Below are 19034 nucleotides of genomic sequence, written 5' to 3'. Positions count from 1 at the left end.
ACCGGCACCGCGGCGGGCGAGCAGGCCGGCGCGCTGGCCGCCGCGGGCCTGCTGACTCTCCAGCGGGTCGTCGCGCCGCTGACCGAGGCGCTGCGCGGCGGCGCGCACGAGGCGGTGTGGCAGTTCGCCGTGGCCGCCCTGCCGCCGCTGCTGGCCCTGCCGCCCCGGCCCGGCCTGGCCGATCTGGTCGACCTCGCCGCGACCGCCGCCCGCACCGGCGGCGCAGCGCGCCCCGCCGTCGCGGGCCTGGCCCGGGCCGCCACCGGCCGCGGCCGCCTGGCCACCGCCGCCCGGAAGCTGGCCGCCCTGACGTCCCAGGCGTAGCCGCGGCCGTCGCGGGCCTGGCCCGGCGGCGGGTGCTGGCTTCCGGCGCGGGGGGCTGGTCAGGGCATGAGGGCGACCTTGCCGCCCGGGTGGCCGCCGCGCACCAGGTCGATCGCGGCCGGGGCCTCGGTCAGCGGGAACGTCCGGGCGACGGGTACGACGAGCTTGCCCTCGGCGGCCAAGTCCAGCAGCCGGCCGCGGACGCTGTCGCGGTACGCCGCGCTCTGTGGCAGCGCGCCGGCGATCGCGGTGATGCCGGCCGCCCGCGACCGGTCCGAGGGGACGATCGTCACGGCCCGGCCCGCGTCGGGCAGCAGCCGCCCGACCGAGTCGATGGCCTCGTCGGTGCCGACGGTGTCGATGATCGCGGCGATGCCCTCCGGCGCGGCCACGCGCACCCGGTCGACGAGCCCGGGCCCGTAGGCGATCGCCTGCGCGCCGGCGCGGCGCAGCAGGTCGAAGTTGCGCTCGCCCGCCGTGCCGACGACGTTGGCGCCCATGAGGCGGGCCTGCTGCAGCACGCTGATGCCGACCGCGCCGGACGCGCCGTGCACGAGGATCGTCTCGCCGGCCCGCACTCCGGTGACGTGCAGGGCCTCGGCGGCGGTGGTCCCGGCGAGCAGCAGGTTCGCCGCGGCCGGGAAGTCCAGCGCGCCGGGCTTGGCGAAGACGTCCTTCGCGGGGACGGTGACCTGGGTGGCGTACCCGCCGCTGATCCGGAACGCCACCACCTCGTCGCCGGCCGCCCCGCCACCGGAGGCGATCTCGGTGTCCGGGCCGATCGCGCTGAGCACCCCGGCGACCTCGTACCCGATCGGCAGCGGCAGCTCCCGGTCGGGCCCGCGCTCGGCGGCGATGGATTTGTAGTCGGCCGGGTTCACCCCGGCCGCCCGCACGTCGATCGTCACCTCGCCGGCGTCGGGCGGCCGGACGTCGGTCTCGACGAGGGTGAGTACCTCCGGCCCGCCGAACTGCGGCGCGATCCATCGCAGAGCCATGGCGCCCTGTCTACCCCGCCGGCGGTCCGGTAACCCGGCGCGGCGCGGGTTCACGGCGCCGCCGCCGCGGTCGCGCACCTCGGCAGGCTGTCGTAGGCTCGCCGCTCGTGACCGTTGATTTCGCTGCTGAGACCCCCGAGACGCAGGCCGAGCCGACCGGCCCCTCGATCATCTACACCGCCTACTTCTCCGCCGTCGAGGAACTGGTGGAGCACATGCGGGCCGCGGACGTGCTCAACCTCGGCTTCCGCGTCGAGTCCTACCTGGTGACGTCGGAGGAGGCCCCCGACACCATCCAGGTCGAGTTCGAGTTCACGCTGCTCAGCGAGCAGCCGACCCGCGAGGAAGAGCGGGACTGACCCGTTCCCCGGGGCCGGCCCCGCCGACGGGCGCGCCCGGCCCCGGGGGCGGCGGCTACGGGCTCGCCGGCCTGAGCCGTCTCGCCTGCTCGACGTGGTAAGCACCTCGTAGTACGAGGCGAGTAGTAGAGTCGTGGTCATGCACAGCACCGACGCCCAGATGGTCGTGCTCACCGTCCTCGCCGACCGGCCCCGCCACGGCTACGCCGTCAACGCCGGAATCGAGGCGCTCACCGGCCGAAAGCTCGGGCCCGGCAGCCTGTACGGTGCGCTGACCCGGCTGGAGGCCCGCGGGCTGATCGAGCCGGTGGCCGAGGACGGCGACGGCCAGGAGCGTCAGCGCACCATGCGGATCACCGACGCCGGCCGGGCCGCACTGCGGGCCGAGCTCGAGCAGCTGGCCCGGGTCGCGCAGGCCGGGCTGCGGGCGCTGGGGGCCGAGCCGGCATGAGCGGTCCGCAGCGTTGCGGAGGGACCGCGAACATTGGGCTCAGCCTTGGCTCGTGGCGTCCCTCCGCTTCGCTCCGGCGCCGGGGGCCGCGAGCCATGGAAACAACTTTGGCTCAGGTCGGCGCCGCAGCGGAGCGGAGGTGATGGCGTGAGCGCGGCCGAGGTCATCGTCGCGCTGTACCCGCCTGCCGTCCGGGAGCGCTGGGGCGCCGAGATCGGCCGGGAGGTCGCCGAACGCGGCGCCCGCTCCTGGACCGACGCGGTCGCCGGGGCGGTCCGGCTCTGGCTGCACCCCGGCGACTGGCCGGAGACCGCCGCCGGGCAGACCCGCCGGGTGCTGGCGGTCGCCCTGTTCGCCGTCACCGCCGCCGCGACGTTGCTGCTGCGGGCCGCCGAGCCGGCGCCGTATCCGCACGCCACCGCGCTGTGGCTCGCGCTGCTCGCGGTCGGCGCGCTGCTGGCGGCGCCGCTGCCGCCGCTGCGATGGCGCGCGCTGCGCATCCTGTGCGCCGAGGCGGTCGGCACCATGGCGGCCCCCGGCGTCGCGGTCGTGGCCATGGTCGCGCTCGCCAACAGCGGCCTGGTCGAGCGCCCGACGGCCGCGATCGGCGTGGTGCTGGTCGCGTACTACTGGTCGACACTCGCGTTCGCCGCGCTGCGGGCCTGCACGCTGGTCGCCCGGGTGCAGCGGATCAGCGTCGTGCCGACCGCCCGCCGGCTGCGCGGCGCGCTGCTGCTCGTCGGCGCCGGGACGGCCCTGGCCGCCGGGCAGGGCACCCTGTCCGCGCTCCACACCGGCGTCGGCAACCTCTGCGTGACCGCGGCGCTGGGCCTGCTCGCCGGCCTGACCCTGCAGACCGGGCAGAACCTGCCCGCGCGGAGGCCGTGAGAACGTCACGAAGCGTCACCGCCGCAATGCCAGGTGCACGGCAGGTCCTTGCCAGCGTTCGCCCAGGTTCGGCCCGGATGCTGTAGGTCGCGAAAGCGCAGGCAGTGGGCCTGTGCCGGGGGCGACGGGAGCACATGACGTGTCGATGAAGTCGATGAAGAGCGTTCGGCGGATCAGCCTGGCCGCGGCCGGTCTGGCGGCGACCGGTGCGATGGTGTTCGGCGCGGCGTCGCTGGCGAGCGCGGAGACAGCATCGCCGTCGCCGGGCGCCACCGCCGGTTCGAGCGATCCGGGCAGGGGCGGCTCGCACGACAAGGCGGTGACCGGGGACGAGCTGGCCAAGGTAACCGCGGCGATGAAGGCGAAGGACTCCGCGGTGACCGTGAAGAGAATTCACAAGGACCCCGACGGCTCCTACCACGTACTCGGCACCAAGGACGGGGACAAGGTCCTCTACGACGTCAGCGCCGACCTCAAGACCATCACCCTGCACACCGGCGGCCACGGCCGGGGTCACGGCGACGGCGGTCGCGGCTGGGACGGCAAGGCCGTGACCGGCGACGAGCTGGCCAAGGTAACCGCCGCGATACAGGCGAAGGACTCCGCGGTGACCGTGAAGAGGGTTCACAAGGACCCCGACGGCTCCTACCACGCACTCGGCACCAAGGACGGCGACAAGGTCCTCTACGACGTCAGCGCCGACCTCAAGACCATCACCCTCCACACCGGCGGCCACGGCGACGGCGGTCGCGGCTGGAACGACAAGGCCGTGACCGGCGACGAACTGGCCAAGGTGACCGCCGCGATGAAGGCGAAGGACTCCGCCGTGACCGTGGTCAGGGTTCACAAGGACCCCGACGGCTCCTACCACGTACTCGGCACCAAGGACGGCGACAAGATCGTCTACGACGTCAGCGCCGACCTCAAGACCTTCACCCTCCACACCGGCGGCCACGGCGCAAGGAAGTAACGCTCAGACCGTCGTGACGGCCGCGCCCCGTGGCCGTCACGACGGTCGATAACGGCCCGGCATCGATCGCGGGGCGGGTCCGCATCGTAATGATCAACCCGCATATCGTACCGGCGTGACAGAGGAAGCCACGCCCGGCGACATCGACGACATCCCCGCACCGCAGGACCAGACTCCGACGGAAGCGGGAGCCGACGCGGGAGCGGGAGCCGACGCGGGAGCGGGAGCCGGGACGGCCACCCGCGAGGCCGGTCGGCCGCGCCGGCGCCGCCTCCTCCTCGCCGGGGCCGCCGCGCTGCTCGTCGCGCTCGCCGCGGCCGGTGGCGTGGTCGCGTGGCGGGCGCTCACCCCCGACCCGCGGGACGTGGCGCAGGACTACTTCGCCCGGCTGGCCGCCGGGGACGCGACCGTCGCCCTGCGGGACATCGACAAGAGTTCGCTCGCCGCCGACCTGCCGACCTACGACCCGCTCCTGACCGACGCCGCGCTCACCGACCCGGCGGCGCGGCCACAGGGCATGACGATCACCCGCGTCGCCCAGGCCGGCGACACGGCCACGATGACGGTGCAGTACCAGGCGCACGGCTCGACGGTCACCCAGACGCTCAAGGCGCAGCGGCGCGGCCGCGACTACATGCTGGAGTCCCCGCTCGTCCGCCTCTCCTTCCCGAACCTGACGGCGGCGAGCACGGTCACGGTCAACGGGCTCGCCATCGACCCGGCCAAGGGCGGCCCGGCGTTCCCCGGCGCCTACGCCGTCACCGTGGCCGGGAACGCGCTGTTCGACGCCCGCTCCGCCGCCGCCGTACCGTCCCCGGACGCCGTCGCCACGGTCACACTGCCGCCGCCGAGCGTGTCGGCGGACGGCCGCGCCAAGGCGGACGCGGCGATCGCCGCCGCGCTGCAGAAGTGTGCCGGCGACGACTTCGTGTCGAGCGCATCCTGCCCGTCCGGAGTCTTCATGAAGGCGGACGGCGTCGATGGCCCGGGTCTTGGCTGGGTCAAGCTCGATGAGCCGGTCGTGGTGCGGAACATCACCGCCACCATCGCCATGTCGGTCACCCGTCTCCCGGTGTGCACGTACACGCCCGACGCCGACGCGGTCGACCACGTGAACTTCTCCGGCACCGACACCGTCGTGCACTTGGAGATCACCCTCGTCACGACCGGCGGCACGCCCGCCAGCAGTCACGGCAGCGACAGCGTCATCCAGCCGAAGGGCCGCGTCAGCCTCGACAACTCCGGCCAGCTCCAGGTCACGTTCGCCTGAGGCCCCGATGGGCATCGCCCACGCTTGCGTCCTCGGTGGCGGCGGCCGCGCCGCTCCCCCGGCCCGGCCGCCGCGCCTGGGCCGAGAACCGGTCAGCGGGTCGGCAGCCACACGGAGGCGAGCTCGACGAAGCCGATGACGGCCACACCGGTGGCGGCGAGCGAGAGGCCGGCGGCGGCGAGCGCGAGCAGCGGCAACGCGCGGCCCGACGGTGGCGTCAGCAACGCGGTCACCCGCCGTACCGTCGCCGAACCGTGGAATCCGAGGCCCCCTCGGCCGGCGGCCGGGCCGGCGAGCGCGACCTTGCCGATCGTGCGCGCGACGAGGATGCGATCCCCGCTCTCCCGGGCCGCGTCCTCGTCGGCGCTGCGCTCGACGAGGACGTCCACGGCCGCTGGAATCGGGCGCAGCAGCGGGTTGACCGCGCGGGAGACGGCCGCGACCGCCGCGGTGCGGTGATGCCGGCGCCGCAGGTGCGCCCGCTCGTGGGCGAGCACCACGGCGCGCTCGCGGTCGTCGAGCAGCCGCAGCAGGCCGGTGGTGACCAGCACGTGTCCCGCGCGGCCCCGTCGTGCCGGCACCGCGACCGCCCGGGGCGCCCCCCAGTCGGTCACCAGCAGGCCATCGACGGGGCGGCCGGCATCGTGCAGCACGGCGGCGGCCCGGTCGCGGCGCCATGCCTCGCGGGCGAGCCGCCCGGCCAGCCACGCCAGCGCCAGCGCGGCGGTCAGGGCGAGCCAGTCGGGCACCGGCTCGGGCAGGACCCGGCCGAGGACGGCGGCGTGGTCCTCGTGCTGTTCCAGGGGCGGCAGGTCGTCGAGCAGCGACGCGGTCAGCAGTACCAGGCAGGCGGTCGAACACGCGGCGGCGAGCGCGGCCGCCGCCGTGAGCGCCCGGGCTGCCGTCTCCGGCCGGCTCGCCGCCGTCGCGCGCCGGGCGGCCGGGACGAGCAGGACGGGCAGGATCAGCGGCAGGTAGACGAGCCAGGTCATGCGGGGGCGTCCGGGGCCTGGGCCAGCAGCGCGCGCAGCAGGTCGGCGTCGGCCGGGTCGAGGTCGGCGGTGAACTCGCGCAGCACGGCCCGCCGGTCGCCGGGGCCGTCGAGCAGCTCGCGCATCCGCTGCGCGGTGACCGTCGGGGCGTCCTGGGTGGGCCAGTAGACGTGGCCGCGGCCGCCCTGCGGGCTGGGACCGCGCTGGGTCAGGCCCTTGTCCAGCAGGCGCGTGAGGATCGTCTGGACGGTGTTGTACGCCGGGCCGCCGCCGAGCCCGGCCTGCACCTGCGCGGTGGTGAGCGGCTCGCCGACGGCGCGCAGCACGGCCAGCACGTCCACCTCGAGTGAGCCCCAGGGGCGACGTTCGGACGCGGTCACGCCAATACGGTACCGCTTGACAGTTCCTACAAGTTGTAGAAGTTTGATGAGGCTCACCTAACCTACTCCCAGGAGTACTGCGTGTTCCTCGCCAGCCTGCTCATCGGCCTGCGCGACGGCCTCGAGGCCTCGCTCGTGGTGGCCATCCTGATCGCCTTCCTCAACCGGGCCGGGCGGCGCGAGCACCTGCGGCACGTCTGGGCCGGCGTCGGCGGCGCCGTGCTGATCTGCGCGGCGGCCGGCGTCCTGCTGACCTCGGCCGCGGCCTGGCTGGGCGCCGGCACCCGGCTGGAGCTGTTCGAGGCGGTCACGTCCCTGGCCGCGGTCGCCCTCGTCACCTGGATGATCTTCTGGATGCGCCGCACCGCGCGCACCCTGCGCGGCGAGCTGACCGGGCGCCTCGAAAACGCGCTGCGCGTCGGCGGCTGGGCCGTCGCCGCGATGGCGTTCTTCGCCGTGCTCCGCGAGGGCGTGGAGATGGTGCTGCTGGTGTTCGCGGCCGCAGAGGGCGCCGGCGGTACCGCGGGAGCCGCCCCGCTGGCCGGCATGCTCACCGGCGTGGCCGCCGCCGTCGCGCTCGGCTGGGCCGTGTCCACCGCCACCGCCCGCGTCGACCTCGGCCGCTTCTTCACCTGGACCGGCGCGCTGCTCATCCTCGTCGCCGCCGGCATCCTCAAGTACGGCGTCCACGGCCTGCAGAGCGCCGGGGTGCTGCCCGGCGGCAACCGGATCGCCTTCGACCTCGGCGGCCTGGTCGACCCGGCGTCGTGGTACGCGACCCTGCTGGCCGGCACGGTCAACCTCACCCCGCGGGCGAGCGTGCTCGAGATCGGCGCCTGGCTGGCCTTCGCGATGGTCATGCTGGCGCTGTTCTTCCGGCCCGCGCAGGCGCACTCCGCGCCGCGGCCGCGCGTCCACGCGTACGCCGCGCTCGGGGCGGTCGCCGCGCTCGCCTCGTGCGGCGGTCCGTCCGCCGCGCCGTCCGCATCGGACACCATCGCGGTCACCGCCACCGACACGCAATGCCGGCTGAGCGCGGACCACGCCGCGGCCGGTCCGCGCGTGTTCGAGGTGCGCAACGAGGGCGGCAAGGTCACCGAGTTCTACGTGTACGCCGCCGCGGACCGCGTCGTCGGCGAGGTCGAGAACATCGCCCCCGGGCTGAGCCGCACGCTGCACGTCGAGCTCACCGCGGGCACGTACACCATCTCCTGCCGGCCGGGCATGACCGGCGCCGGTATCCGCGCCGCGTTCACGGTCACCGGCCCGGGTGGCGACGCGTCCGGGGCGGCCTCGGCCGATCCCGCGCTCGCCGCCGCGGCGGCCGCCTACCAGGACTACGTGCGGCAGCAGGCGGCCGCGTTCGTCGAACGGACCACCGGCTTCGTCGCCGCCGTGAAAGCCGGCGACCGGGCGAAGGCCCAGGCGCTCTACGCCCCGGCCCGGGCGCCGTACGAGCGGATCGAGACCGTCGCGGAGAGCTTCGCCGACCTCGACCCGAGGATCGACGCCCGCGACGGCGACCTCGACCCCGGCACCGCCTGGACCGGCTACCACCGCATCGAGCAGCAGCTGTGGGGCGGCGGCGACCTGACCGCGGTCGCCGCCGTCGCCGATCAGCTCCTCGCCGACGTCACCGAACTGCGCAAGCGCCTCGACGGCGTGACGCTCACCGCGCTGGGGATCGCCAACGGCGCCAAGAGCCTGCTCGACGAGGTCGCCACGAAGAAGGTCACCGGCGAGGAGGACCGCTACTCGCACACCGACCTGTGGGACTTCGCCGCCAACGTCGAGGGCTGCCGCGCGGCGATCGCCGCGCGGCGACCCGCCTACGACGCGCACCTCGACGACCAGTTCGCCGCAGTCGACGCGGAGCTGGCGAAGTACCGGCAGGGCGACGGATTCGTCGCGTACGACTCGCTGCAGGCGGCGCAGGTGCAGCGCCTGGCCGCCGTCGTCAACGCCCTCGCCGAACAGGTCAGCGCCGTTCCCGCCGCCGTCGCCCACCGCTGAGCCCGGATCAGGCCGGCAGCCGGTCGCGGCCCGCTACCGGCCCCGGCCCGCGACCTGCTGCTCGGCCGGCCCGGGGCCCGCCGGTCCCGCCGCACACGATCCCGGCCCGGTGGGCGTAGCGGCCGAGCCCGAATTTTCTCACGCAATCCTTAGCCGGATCGGCGACCGCTCTTATCACCACAGCAAATCCTGCAACAACACGTCGCCGTTTCCCGAAAGGACTCCATGGACGACGCTCGCATCGTCGTGTCGGGGCTACGCAAGCAGTACCGCGGCGTCACCGCCGTCGACGACCTCTCGTTCACCGTCGAGCCCGGCCGGGTGACCGGGTTCCTCGGCCCCAACGGCGCCGGCAAGACCACGACGCTCCGGATGCTGCTCGGCCTGGTGGCGCCGGACGCCGGCACCGCCACCGTCGGCGGGCGACGCTACGTCGACCTGCCCGAGCCGGCCCGCGTGGTCGGCGCCGTGCTGGAGGCGTCCTCGGCGCACAAGGCTCGCACCGGCCGCAACCATCTGCGCGCCTGCTGCATCACCACGGGGCTGCCCCGCACGCGCGCGGAGGAGGTACTCGACCTGGTCGGCCTGCACCCCGCCGGGGACCGGCCCTTCAAGGGGTACTCCCTGGGCATGCGCCAGCGGCTCGGCATCGCCACGGCGATGCTCGGCGATCCGCGGGTCCTGATCCTCGACGAGCCCGCCAACGGCCTGGACCCCGAAGGCATCCGTTGGATGCGCGAACTGCTGCAGGGCCTGGCCGCACAGGGGCGCACGGTCCTGGTCTCCAGCCACCTGCTCGCCGAGATGCAGTCGCTCGCCGACGACGTGGTCATCGTCGCGGCCGGACGGCTCGTGCGGCAGGGGCCGGTCGCCGAGGTGCTCGGCTCGGCCGGCGGCGAGGCCGTGGTGCATGCGCGCACCCCGGAGCCGGAGAAGCTCGCCGCGGCCCTGCAGCAGCTCGGCGCCGCGGTCACGGCGGACGGCCCGAACCGGCTACGCGTGGCGGGCGTCGCCGCCGAGGCCGTCGGCGACGCCGCCCTGGCCGCCGGGGTCGCCCTGCACCAGCTCATCACCGAACAGCCCGGCCTCGAGGACGTGTTCCTCGACCTGACCCACGCGAAGGCGGCCATCCGATGACACGTCTGGTCCGGGCGGAACTGTTCAAGCTGCGCACGACCAGCCTGTGGTGGCTTCTGGCCGCCGCCACGTTCGTCAGCACCGGGGTGATGCTCGCCATCGACCTGGTGCAGGCGCACGAGCTGCTGCAGCCGTTCGACGCGTTCGTGGCGCTGCACGCGCACGGGCGCACCGCCGCGCAGATGCCGCCCGAGTTCCTCAACCGGCTGCGGGGCGAATGGAACCTCGGCCACAGCGCGCTCACCCAGGCCGCCACGATCTTCACGGCGGGACAGCTCATCGGCGTGCTCCTGACCTGCCTTCTCGGCGTCGTGCTGGTCACCGGCGAGTACCACCAGCAGACCGCCACCACCACGTACCTGCTCACCCCGCGCCGGGGTGCCGTGGTCGTGGCCAAGCTGTGCACCGCCGTCATCGTCGCCGCCGCGTCCTGGCTCGCCTCGACCGCGCTCGCCCTGGTCGCCGGCGCCGTCTTCCTGAGCAGCGAGGGTTACGGCACGCAGCTCGGCCAGTGGGGTGTCCTGCGGGCCGTCTTGCTCAACCTCGCCGCCTACACGACCTGGGCCGTCTTCGGCGTCGGGTTCGGTGCCCTGATCCGCAGCCAGCTCACCGCGACCGTTGCCGCAACCGTGCTCTACCTGGTCGGCGCGGCGGCGGCCGGCGGCGTGTTCGACCTGCTGTACACCTACGTCATCAAGCAGGACTGGATCCTCGCCGCCCAGGTCGTCGTGCCGTCGGTGGCGTCGGCCGTCATGATCTCGCCGACGAAGACCTTCGACCAGAGCCCGCCGCAGTGGGTCGGCGCCGCCGTCCTGCTCGGCTACGCCGCGGTGACCACGCTGGCCGGGACGTCGCTGCTGCGGCGGCGCGACGTCTCCTGACGCCCGGCAATCGGCGGCGCCCTCAGCCGATCGCGGCGACCCTCCAGTGGTACCGATGCTCCGGCCGGCCGTCCCAGCGGGGCGGCCGGCGACGAGAGCCCGGCTTCTCCGTCAGCGGGGTGACGTTCCCGGTGTGATCAGACCGGTCTCGTAGGCCACGATGATCGCCTGGGCGCGGTCGCGGATGCCGAGCTTGGTGAAGACCCTCGTGACGTGGGTCTTCACCGTCGTCTCGCTGATCTGCAGCTGCCGGGCCAGCTCCTGGTTGCTCAGGCCGCGCGCGATCAGGCGGAGGATGTCCATCTCGCGCGGGGTGAGCGTGGACAGGTCGCGGTGCAGCGTGGCGGTGTCCTGCCGCTCGGCGAACCGCTCGACCAGGCGGCGGGTGACGCTCGGCGCGAGCAGGGCGTCGCCGGCACGCACCATGCGCACCGCCGCGACGAGCCGGTCGGCGGTGACGTCCTTGAGCAGGAATCCGCTCGCCCCAGCGCTGAGCGCCGCGTAGACGTACCGGTCCAGGTCGAACGTCGTCAGAATCAGGATCCGCGGAGGGTCCGGGTGGTCGGTCAGGATGCGCCGGGTGGCCTCCAGACCGTCCATGTGGGGCATGCGGATGTCCATCAGCACGACGTCGGGGCGAGTACGCCGGACCGCGTCGACGGCCTCGGCGCCGTCGCCGGCCTCGGCGACGACATCCATCCCCTCCGCGGCAAGGATCATCGCGAAGCCGGTTCGCACGAGCGCCTGGTCGTCCGCGATCACCACGCGCAGGGGGCGGTCGCCGTCACGGGCCGGATTCGTCATGCACGCTCCAGTGGGATCGTGGCCAGCACCTGGTAGCCGCCCGCGGGCAGGGGTCCGCTGTCGAGGGTGCCGCCGTACACCGCGAGACGCTCGCGCAGGCCGATGAGGCCGCGGCCGTTGCCGGCGGGGGCCGACGGGCCGGGCCGCCCACCGCTGTCGGCGATCCGCAGCCGGATCACCGCGGGCTGGTGCTCGATGCCGATGCGGACCCGGGCGCCGGCCGCGTGCTTCACGGCGTTGGTCAGCGCCTCCTGCACGACGCGGTAGGCCGCGAGATCGATGCCCGGCGGCAAGGGCCGCGGCGTGCCGGCAACGGTGAGCTCGATCGCAGTGCCGGAGGCGCGCACCCGCTCGACGAGCTCGGGCAGCAGGTCCAGGCCGGGCGAGGGCAGCAGGTCCTCCGGGCCGGCCTGGTCGGGCTCGTCGCCGCTCATGTGCAGCAGCCCCATCACGTGGCGCAGCTCGCTCATCGCGGCCCGCCCGCTGGACTCGATGGCGAACAGCGCCTGGTCGACCTTGTCCGGGGCGGTGGCCAGGACCCGTCGCGCCGCGGCCGCCTGCACGACCATGACGCTGACGTTGTGCGTGACCACGTCGTGCAGCTCCTGGGCGATGCGGGCCCGCTCGTGCTGGACAGCCAGCGCGGCCTCGGTCGCCCGCTGCGCCTCGGCCGCCTGGACCCGCTGCCGCATACCGTGCACGGCGTTGGCCGCCAGCGCCACCGGGACGAGGATGAGGATGAGCATCAGGCCCGGCTGGCCGATCGGCAGGTTGGCCCGGTGCAGCACGAACACGATGCCGCCGAGGGCGACGCTGACGATGGCGGGTACCCGGTACGGGCTGTACATCACCGCGCCGTAGGCGGCCACGACGCACGCGGCGAACGTGAACGTCGGGTCGAAGCCCGGCGCCAGGTGGTACGCCTGCGAGGCGAGCCCGACGACCCAGAACACCGCGAGCGGGTAGCGCCGCCGAGCCGCCAGCGGCAAGGTCGCCAGCACGGTGAGCAGCCCCCACAGCACAGCCTGCTGCCAGGGCATGCTGCCGAAGTAGGGCACCTCGTCGGGCAGCCGCCCGGGCGGCGGCGGGATCGGCGCCCCGCTCGACGTGATCGTCGATTGGCCCTGGACTCGCGCGGTGAAGCCGAGCAACGCGCCGCCGGCGAGCGCCACGGCGAGGATGGCATCCGCGATGAACGCCAAGCGGGAAGGGGCCGGCGGCGCGAACGCGCCGCGCCGCAACCGTTGGCCGATCGTCGCCGTGTTCACCGGATCAGTGTGACAAAGCGGCTGCCCGGCCACATCGCCCGTGGGCCGGCATCCGGCTGGGCCCGAGGTCGTACATCTGCGGTATGACCCCGGCGCCGGGGTCCTACCGGCGGGGAAGCCGATTTCGTAGCCGGGACCGACGCGGTGTGCGCTCGCCCGTCCATAGCGTGCGGGCACAGCCTGACGAGAGGTAGGAGTACCGATGCTCATGGTCGAGGCCGAGCACCTGTTCCGGTCGTTCGGTTCCACGCCGGCGCTGCGCGACGCGAGTGTGGCGGTGGCACAGGGCGAGATCCTGGCCGTGATGGGGCCCAGCGGGTCCGGCAAGTCCACCCTGCTGCACTGCCTGTCGGGGATCTTCACGCCGGACAGCGGTGCGATCCGCTACGACGGCCGGCGGCTCGACACGCTGTCCGAGGCGGCCCGCACCACGCTGCGGCGAACCGAGTTCGGGTTCGTGTTCCAGTTCGGTCAGCTGGTGCCGGAGCTGACGGTTGCGGACAACGTCGCGCTGCCGTTGCTGCTGAACAAGGTCCGCCGGCACGACGCGTACGCCACCGCCGCAGCATGGCTGCACCGGCTCGGGCTCGGCGACCTCGGCGCCCGCCGCACCGGCGAACTGTCCGGCGGGCAGGCGCAGCGGGCCGCCATCGCACGGGCCCTCGCGATCGGCCCGCGGGTGCTGTTCGCCGACGAACCGACCGGATCGCTCGACTCCGCGACCGGCGAGACCGTGATGGAGCTCCTGGTCGGGCTGGCCCGGCAGGAGGGGGTCGCGGTCGTGCTGGTGACCCATGACGGTCGCGTCGCCGCCCACGCCGATCGCCGCGTCATCGTCCGGGACGGCCGGGTGTTCGCCGCGACCGGGGCGGAGGCGGCCCGATGATGTTCGTCCTCGGCGCGCGGCTGACGCTGCGCAGCGGCCGGGAGGCACTCGCCCGGCTCGTGCTGATCGCCGCCGCCGTCGCCATCGGCGTAACCATCCTGCTCGCGGTGCTGGCCGAGTTCAACGCGTTCCAGGACACGGCCCGCACCCGATGCTGGCAGTGCACCACCGGCACCCCGGTCGGCCCGGACGGCCCCGGCGACCGCGGAGTGTTGTGGAACTACAGCGAGGACTACTACGCCGGCCGGGTCGTGCAGCGCCTCGACGTCGCCGCGCTCTCGGCGCAAGCGCCCGTGCTCCCCGGCCTGCTCCGGCTGCCCGCCGCCGGGCAGTACTACGCCTCGCCGGCCATGGCCCGCCTGCTGGCCGCGGTCCCCGGCGAGGAACTCGCGGACCGGTTTCCCGGCGTGCTGGCCGGGCGGATCGGCGATGCGGGGCTGACCCGCCCCGACGACCTGGTCATCGTCGTCGGGCGGACTCCGGCCGACCTCGCCGCGCTGCCGGCCACCCGCGTGGTCGGCGAGATCTCCTCGCGCAGCCACATTGACGGCACCACCAACCTGTACCGCTACGGCCTCGGCCTGGTCGCGGCCGGACTGCTGGTCCCGCTGCTGACGCTCATCGGCACCGCGACCCGGCTCGCGGCGGCCCGCCGGGAGGAGCGCTTCGCCGCGTTGCGGCTGGCCGGGGCGACACCACGGCAGGTCGGCGTCATCGCCTCGGTCGAGGCGATCATCGGCGCGGCCGCCGGGTCGCTCATCGGCGTCGCGGTGTTCCAGCCGTTCCAGCCGGTGATTGCCGGATTGGCAGTCGTCGGCACGCCGTACTTCGGCTACCTCGTCGCGCCGAGCCTCGCGCAGTACCTCGCGGTCGGGCTCGGGGTGCCGCTGGCCGCCGCGCTGGCCGCGGTGGTGTCGCTGCGCCGCGTGCAGCACTCCCCGCTGAGCGCGAGCCGCCGGGTCACCCCGCCGGCCCCTTCGGCCTGGCGGCTCGGCCCGCTCGTCGCCGGGCTCGCCCTGTTCGCCGTCGCTGCGGTGGTCTTCGGCCGGCAGCCGGCCGGGCCGGCGACCGGCGGGCTGTCCAACGGCCCCGGCAACGCGGTGCTGCCGGTCACCCTGCTCGGGCTGCTGCTGACCATGCTGGGACTGATACTCGGCGGCTCCTGGCTGACGATGCAGGGCGCCCGGCTGATGGCCCGGACCGCGCGCCGGGCCTCCGCGCTGTTGTCGTCGCGGCGGCTGGCCGACAACCCCAAGGCCGCGTTCCGGTCGATCGGCGGACTCGTCCTCGCCGTGTTCGTCGGCACCGTCATCGCCTGCCTCATCCCGGCGCTCGGCGCCGAGATGCGCGCGGCCGGCGGCGGAACCCTGACCGATGTGCTGCGGGTGTCGTTCGTGCCCGAACCGGATCCGGCCGCGGAGCATCCGGTGCTGGGCCTGGCCCCGGGTGCCGGCGGGGCGCTGGTGGACCGGTTGCGGGCGCTGCCGGGCACGGCCGTGCTGCCGCTGTACGCACCGGAGCAGCGGCTGACCGGGTACGCCTGCGTCGGCGCCAACGCATGCGGACCCACCGAGGCCGCGATCGCCTGCGCCGACCTGGCCCGGTTCCCGGCGCTGGGGCGGTGCGACGGCGGCCTGCGGGCCATCCGGGCGCAGTTCGGCCTGCTGCTCAGCCACGACAACGTCGCGAGCCTGCGGCTACCGTTCGCCGATCGCGACAGCGAGGCGTTCAATGCCGACCCGGCGGCGCAGCCGCTCGAGGCCATGCTGGTCCGCGCCGGCGATCCCGCGACCCTGGAGCGAATCCGGACGCTGCTGGCCGGGTACACGGCCCGGATCGGCGCGACCAGCGCTCCCAAGACGTTCGGCGAGAGCATCGCGCTGCGCGACGCCCGTTACCGGCAGGTGCAGCAGGTGGCGCTGGCCGTCGTGGCGGTGACCCTGCTCGTGGCCGGCTGCAGCCTGGCGGTCGCGGTCGGCGGCGGCCTCGTGGAGCGCCGGCGGCCCTTCACGCTGCTGCGCGTCGCCGGCACCCCGGCGTCGGTGCTGTTGCGGGTCGTGACATTCGAGTCGGTGGTACCGCTGCTCTGCGCCGCCGCCGTGGCGATTGCCGCCGGCCTCGGCGTCGCCGCGTCGGTCGCGCACACGGTGGCGCCCGGCGGGCCCGCGCTGCCGCTGCCCGGATCCGGTTACTTCGTGACGCTGGGGGCGGGGCTCGCCGTGGCGTTGGTCGTGATCGTGTCCGCGCTGCCCCTGCTGCGCCGCCTGACCGACCCGAACGACGCCCGGTTCGAGTAAGTCCGGCGGGGATCAGGCGGGGAGGCGGATGTGCAGCGCCGCCCCGCCTGACCGAGCCGAACGACGCCCAGTTCGAGTAGCCCGGCGGGGATCAGGCGGGGAGGCGGATGTGCAGCGCCGCCCCGCCTGAGGGGCCGTCCCCGGCGGTGAGCGTCCCGCCGTGGGTGGTGACGATGTCGCGGGCGATGGCGAGGCCGAGGCCGGCGCCGCCGCCGTCGCGGGAGCGGGCGTCGTCGAGGCGCACGAAGCGGTCGAAGACCCGCTCCCGGTCGGCGGGCGGGATGCCGGGGCCGTCGTCGGTGACGGCGAGTTCGGCGTGGCCGTCGCCGCCGGACAGGTCGATGCGCACCTGGCCGGTGGCGTGCCGGGCGGCGTTGTCGAGCAGGTTGCGCAGGACGCGCTGCAGGTGCTGCGGGTCGCCCTGCACGCGCGTGGGGGCCACATGTGCCTCGACGCGCAGGTGCGGATGCAGTACGGCGATCCGGTCGCGTTCGGCGTAGACGAGGTCGTCGAGGTCGACGTCGTCGTGGCGCAGCCGCAGCCCCGACTCGTCGGCCCGGGCCAGCAGCAGCAGGTCGGCGATCAGGGCGGCCATGCGGGTGCTCTCCCGGTGCATGCGCCGCACCTGGGACTGCGCGAAGAGCGGCAGGTCCGTGTGTTCGAGGATGTCCAGGCCGGCGTGCATCGTCGCGAGCGGGCTGCGCAGTTCGTGGCTGGCGTCGGCGACGAAGCGCCGCTGGGCGGCGGTGGCGTCCTCGATCCGGTCGAGCATCGTGTTCATCGTCGCGGCCAGCGCGGCGATCTCGTCGGCCGCGGCCGGCACGGGCAGGCGGGTGTGCAGGTTCTGGGCGGTGATGGTGTCGGCCTGGCGGCGCATGGCCTCCACCGGCCTGAGGCTGCGCCCGACGAACAGGAACGTGGCCACGCCGACCACGGCGATGAGCAGCGGCAGCCCGACGACGAGGGCGCCGATGGTCGCCTCGGTGCCGTCGTTGACCTCGTCCAGCGACTGGGCGACGAGGACGGTACGCCGCCCGCCGTCGGCCGCCACACCGGTGGCGACGATGTGGAACGTCTCGTCGTGGGCGACCGCCAGCCGCCGCCGTTCCCGCTGGGTCTGCCCGGTCCGGGGGCGCAGCGGCGAGATCGGCCCGGCGCCCCCGACGGCGGCCGACGCCGCGACGACCCGGCCGTCGGCGTCGACGACCTGGACGATCGTGCGGTCACGGGGCGACGGACGCAGCGCGGCGACGAGCCCGGCCCCGCCGTCGCCGAGCGCGCCGGCGACCTGGGCGGCGCGCTCGGTGGTGGACTGGTCGACGTTGCGGTCAAGGAGGATGCGGGCCGCGACGACGAGGGCGATGCCGCTGAGCACCGCGGCGATCGCGACGACGGCCGCGGCGGCGAGCGCGGAGCGCATCCGCACCCCGAGCCGCTCGCGCAGCATCACGCGGAACATGTGCTGGCGGCCAGCCACGCGCAGGCCACGCTCTCGGCCAGGGTCCGGCGGGGCCGCCAGCCCAGGTCGCGGCGGATGCGGCCGGTCTCGGCGACGACCTCGGGCGCGTCGCCGGGGCGCGGCGGCCCGGGCCGCACCGGCACCGGCGCGCCGGCGGCCTCGCCGACGGCCCGCAGCACCTCCAGCACCGAGTGCCCGCGACCGGTGCCGGCGTTGTAGACGTGCGCGTGCGGGCGGGCGGCGAGGTGCAGGCCCGCCCGGCGGTGGGCGTCGGCGAGGTCGGCGACGTCGACGTAGTCGCGCACGCCGCTGCCGTCGGCGGTCGGCAGCCGGGTGCCGGTCACCGTGAGCGGCACGCCGGTGCGCAGCGCCTCGAAGGCCAGCGACAGCAGGTTCGTGGTACCGCGGTCGCCGAGGTGGGGCTCGGCGGCGCCGACGGCGTTGAAGTACCGCAGGGCGATCCACGAGATGCCGTGCGCCGCACCGGCCGCGGCCACGAGCTGTTCGGCGGCGAGCTTGGTCTGGCCGTACGGGCTCAGCGGCCTCGTCGGGGCGTCCTCGGCGACCGTCGGCGTGTCCGGCCGGCCGTAGACGGCCGCGGAGGAGGAGAACACCAGCCGGGCGACGCCGGTGGCGACCATGGCGTCGAGCACGGCGGCGACCACGCCGACGTTCTGCTGGTAGTACCGGATCGGCCGGTCCAGCGACTCCGGCGCGGACTTGCTGCCGGCCAGGTGCATCACCCCGGTGACGCCGTGGCCGTGCAGGACGGCCCGGACCAGCGCCGTGTCGCCGGCGTCACCGACGATCAGGGGCACGTCGGCGGGCAGGCGGACCGGGTCGCCGGTGGACAGGTCGTCGAGGACGACGACCCGATCGCCGCCGCAGCGCAGCCGGGCGACGACGTGCGCGCCGATGTACCCCGCCCCGCCGGTGACGAGCCAGGTCACGGGCGCACCGGCCCGTGGTCGCCGAGCGGGCCGAGGCGCAGGTTCCGGGCGCGGGTCCAGTCGATCAGCCGGGGCAGCGCCTCGATGGTGCGCGTCCACGACCCGGCCGCGGACGTGCAGTCGGAGTCGTGCAGCAGCACGGTCCCGCCGCCGGCGAGGGTGCTGGTCACCGTGGCGACGATCGAGTCCGGCGTGGCGGCGGCCCGCCAGTCGCGGCCCCACGCGGTCCACAGCTTCGGCTCCAGCCCCAGCCGGCGGCAGGCGAGCAGCGCGCCGGTGGTCAGCACGCCGTAGGGCGGCCGGTACCAGCGCGGGGCGCCGCCGCCGAGGCCGCCGACGAGGTCGCGGGCGCGGGCGATGTCGTCGTGGGTCGCGCGCGGGCCGCGCCACAGCAGGCAGCGGTGGTACCAGCCGTGGACGGCGACCTCGTGGCCGGCGGCGACGATCTCCCGGCCGAGGCCGAGGTCCTGCTCGAGCATCGTGCCGAGGAGGAAGAACGTCGCGCGGACGCCGTGGTCGGCCAGCAGCCTCAGGAACAGCGGCGTCGACACCGGGTCGGGCCCGTCGTCGAAGGTCAGTGCGACGCGATCGGCCGGCCCGGTGCCGGCCAGGCCGGGCAGCAGCGCGCGGCGGCCGGGCGTGAACGCGGTGACGGCGGGCAGCGCGTGCGCGGCGGCACCGGCCACGAGGCCGGCGGCGACGACCGC

At 74.9% G+C, this 19034-nt stretch carries 18 protein-coding genes and 1 pseudogene; 11 read left to right on the top strand and 8 right to left on the bottom strand.

Annotation, left to right across the window (positions count from 1 at the left end; genetic code table 11):
• Positions 1-324 (top strand): annotated as a pseudogene (locus tag AB0M46_RS47165) (hypothetical protein); the annotation flags it as partial.
• 59 nt (positions 325-383) lie between these two features.
• Here the strand turns inward: AB0M46_RS47165 and AB0M46_RS47160 are convergent.
• The gene (locus AB0M46_RS47160) at positions 384-1322 is read right to left on the bottom strand and encodes an NADP-dependent oxidoreductase (RefSeq protein WP_363347470.1); all 939 of its coding nucleotides are present in this window, start codon (positions 1320-1322) and stop codon (positions 384-386) included.
• A gap of 107 nt (positions 1323-1429) precedes the next feature.
• Between AB0M46_RS47160 and AB0M46_RS47155 the strand changes: the two genes are divergently transcribed.
• From AB0M46_RS47155 to AB0M46_RS47135, 5 genes are all read left to right on the top strand, one after another.
• The gene (locus AB0M46_RS47155) at positions 1430-1681 is read left to right on the top strand and encodes a hypothetical protein (protein ID WP_363347468.1); all 252 of its coding nucleotides are present in this window, start codon (positions 1430-1432) and stop codon (positions 1679-1681) included.
• 139 nt (positions 1682-1820) lie between these two features.
• Positions 1821-2132 carry a helix-turn-helix transcriptional regulator gene (locus tag AB0M46_RS47150; protein WP_363347466.1) on the top strand — a complete coding sequence of 104 codons (312 nt, stop codon included), beginning with the start codon at positions 1821-1823 and terminating at the stop codon, positions 2130-2132.
• A gap of 147 nt (positions 2133-2279) precedes the next feature.
• Entirely contained in the window at positions 2280-3020 is a 741-nt protein-coding gene (locus AB0M46_RS47145) for a hypothetical protein (RefSeq protein ID WP_363347464.1), read from the top strand.
• Between the two features lie 154 nt (positions 3021-3174).
• Complete coding sequence (locus AB0M46_RS47140; protein WP_363347462.1) at positions 3175-3990, top strand: hypothetical protein; 816 nt, start codon at positions 3175-3177, stop codon at positions 3988-3990.
• Positions 3991-4105: 115 nt separating this feature from the next.
• Positions 4106-5260 carry a hypothetical protein gene (locus AB0M46_RS47135; protein ID WP_363347460.1) on the top strand — a complete coding sequence of 385 codons (1155 nt, stop codon included), beginning with the start codon at positions 4106-4108 and terminating at the stop codon, positions 5258-5260.
• Positions 5261-5352: 92 nt separating this feature from the next.
• Here the strand turns inward: AB0M46_RS47135 and AB0M46_RS47130 are convergent, their stop codons facing one another.
• Entirely contained in the window at positions 5353-6252 is a 900-nt protein-coding gene (locus AB0M46_RS47130; RefSeq protein WP_363347458.1) for a M48 family metalloprotease, read from the bottom strand.
• The gene (locus AB0M46_RS47125; protein WP_363347456.1) at positions 6249-6632 is read right to left on the bottom strand and encodes a BlaI/MecI/CopY family transcriptional regulator; all 384 of its coding nucleotides are present in this window, start codon (positions 6630-6632) and stop codon (positions 6249-6251) included. The genes AB0M46_RS47130 and AB0M46_RS47125 overlap by 4 nt, the downstream gene beginning before the upstream one ends.
• Positions 6633-6713: 81 nt before the next feature.
• Here AB0M46_RS47125 and efeO point away from each other — a divergent pair, with 81 nt between their 5' ends.
• The 3 genes from efeO to AB0M46_RS47110 all read left to right on the top strand — a co-directional run bounded on the left by efeO (position 6714) and on the right by AB0M46_RS47110 (position 10663).
• Positions 6714-8645 carry an iron uptake system protein EfeO gene (gene efeO / locus AB0M46_RS47120; RefSeq protein ID WP_363347454.1) on the top strand — a complete coding sequence of 644 codons (1932 nt, stop codon included), beginning with the start codon at positions 6714-6716 and terminating at the stop codon, positions 8643-8645.
• 225 nt (positions 8646-8870) lie between these two features.
• Complete coding sequence (locus tag AB0M46_RS47115) at positions 8871-9782, top strand: ABC transporter ATP-binding protein (RefSeq protein ID WP_363347452.1); 912 nt, start codon at positions 8871-8873, stop codon at positions 9780-9782.
• Complete coding sequence (locus tag AB0M46_RS47110; RefSeq protein WP_363347450.1) at positions 9779-10663, top strand: ABC transporter permease subunit; 885 nt, start codon at positions 9779-9781, stop codon at positions 10661-10663. Before AB0M46_RS47115 ends, AB0M46_RS47110 begins: the two co-directional genes overlap by 4 nt.
• 111 nt (positions 10664-10774) lie before the next feature.
• Here AB0M46_RS47110 and AB0M46_RS47105 read toward each other — a convergent pair whose 3' ends face one another.
• Positions 10775-11467 carry a response regulator transcription factor gene (locus AB0M46_RS47105; RefSeq protein WP_363347448.1) on the bottom strand — a complete coding sequence of 231 codons (693 nt, stop codon included), beginning with the start codon at positions 11465-11467 and terminating at the stop codon, positions 10775-10777.
• On the bottom strand, positions 11464-12735 hold the full coding sequence (locus tag AB0M46_RS47100; protein ID WP_363347446.1) for a histidine kinase: 1272 nt from the start codon (positions 12733-12735) through the stop codon (positions 11464-11466). The genes AB0M46_RS47105 and AB0M46_RS47100 overlap by 4 nt, the downstream gene beginning before the upstream one ends.
• Before the next feature lie 202 nt (positions 12736-12937).
• Between AB0M46_RS47100 and AB0M46_RS47095 the strand changes: the two genes are divergently transcribed.
• Both AB0M46_RS47095 and AB0M46_RS47090 read left to right on the top strand, forming a co-directional pair.
• A complete protein-coding gene (locus tag AB0M46_RS47095; RefSeq protein ID WP_363347444.1) occupies positions 12938-13621 on the top strand; it encodes an ABC transporter ATP-binding protein in 684 nt (227 codons plus the stop codon).
• Positions 13618-15918, top strand: a complete 2301-nt coding sequence (locus AB0M46_RS47090; protein WP_363347442.1) for an FtsX-like permease family protein — start codon at positions 13618-13620, stop codon at positions 15916-15918. The genes AB0M46_RS47095 and AB0M46_RS47090 overlap by 4 nt, the downstream gene beginning before the upstream one ends.
• A gap of 91 nt (positions 15919-16009) precedes the next feature.
• On the opposite strand, the gene AB0M46_RS47085 is transcribed toward AB0M46_RS47090, so the two are convergent.
• The 3 genes from AB0M46_RS47085 to AB0M46_RS47075 all read right to left on the bottom strand — a co-directional run.
• Entirely contained in the window at positions 16010-17395 is a 1386-nt protein-coding gene (locus AB0M46_RS47085; protein WP_363347440.1) for a HAMP domain-containing sensor histidine kinase, read from the bottom strand.
• Complete coding sequence (gene galE / locus AB0M46_RS47080; protein WP_363347438.1) at positions 17365-18327, bottom strand: UDP-glucose 4-epimerase GalE; 963 nt, start codon at positions 18325-18327, stop codon at positions 17365-17367. Before galE ends, AB0M46_RS47085 begins: the two co-directional genes overlap by 31 nt.
• Positions 18324-19034: polysaccharide deacetylase family protein (locus AB0M46_RS47075; RefSeq protein WP_363347436.1), on the bottom strand; the 711-nt coding region annotated here is incomplete at its 5' end. The genes galE and AB0M46_RS47075, both read right to left, overlap by 4 nt.

Source organism: Dactylosporangium sp. NPDC051485, from assembly GCF_040682015.1.
GTDB lineage: Bacteria > Actinomycetota > Actinomycetes > Mycobacteriales > Micromonosporaceae > Dactylosporangium.
Note: the sequence above shows the minus strand (reverse complement) of the source record. Positions and strands in the feature narration are given on the sequence as shown.

What these genes read in the sequence shown, in the direction of transcription:
- AB0M46_RS47150 (WP_363347466.1), top strand. Translation starts at nt 1,821, where the DNA reads ATGCACAGCACCGACGCCCAGATGGTCGTGCTCACCGTCCTCGCCGAC.
- AB0M46_RS47105 (WP_363347448.1), bottom strand. Translation starts at nt 11,467, where the DNA reads ATGACGAATCCGGCCCGTGACGGCGACCGCCCCCTGCGCGTGGTGATC.
- AB0M46_RS47095 (WP_363347444.1), top strand. Translation starts at nt 12,938, where the DNA reads ATGCTCATGGTCGAGGCCGAGCACCTGTTCCGGTCGTTCGGTTCCACG.
- AB0M46_RS47130 (WP_363347458.1), bottom strand. Translation starts at nt 6,252, where the DNA reads ATGACCTGGCTCGTCTACCTGCCGCTGATCCTGCCCGTCCTGCTCGTC.
- AB0M46_RS47140 (WP_363347462.1), top strand. Translation starts at nt 3,175, where the DNA reads ATGAAGAGCGTTCGGCGGATCAGCCTGGCCGCGGCCGGTCTGGCGGCG.
- AB0M46_RS47110 (WP_363347450.1), top strand. Translation starts at nt 9,779, where the DNA reads ATGACACGTCTGGTCCGGGCGGAACTGTTCAAGCTGCGCACGACCAGC.
- AB0M46_RS47090 (WP_363347442.1), top strand. Translation starts at nt 13,618, where the DNA reads ATGATGTTCGTCCTCGGCGCGCGGCTGACGCTGCGCAGCGGCCGGGAG.
- AB0M46_RS47115 (WP_363347452.1), top strand. Translation starts at nt 8,871, where the DNA reads ATGGACGACGCTCGCATCGTCGTGTCGGGGCTACGCAAGCAGTACCGC.
- AB0M46_RS47160 (WP_363347470.1), bottom strand. Translation starts at nt 1,322, where the DNA reads ATGGCTCTGCGATGGATCGCGCCGCAGTTCGGCGGGCCGGAGGTACTC.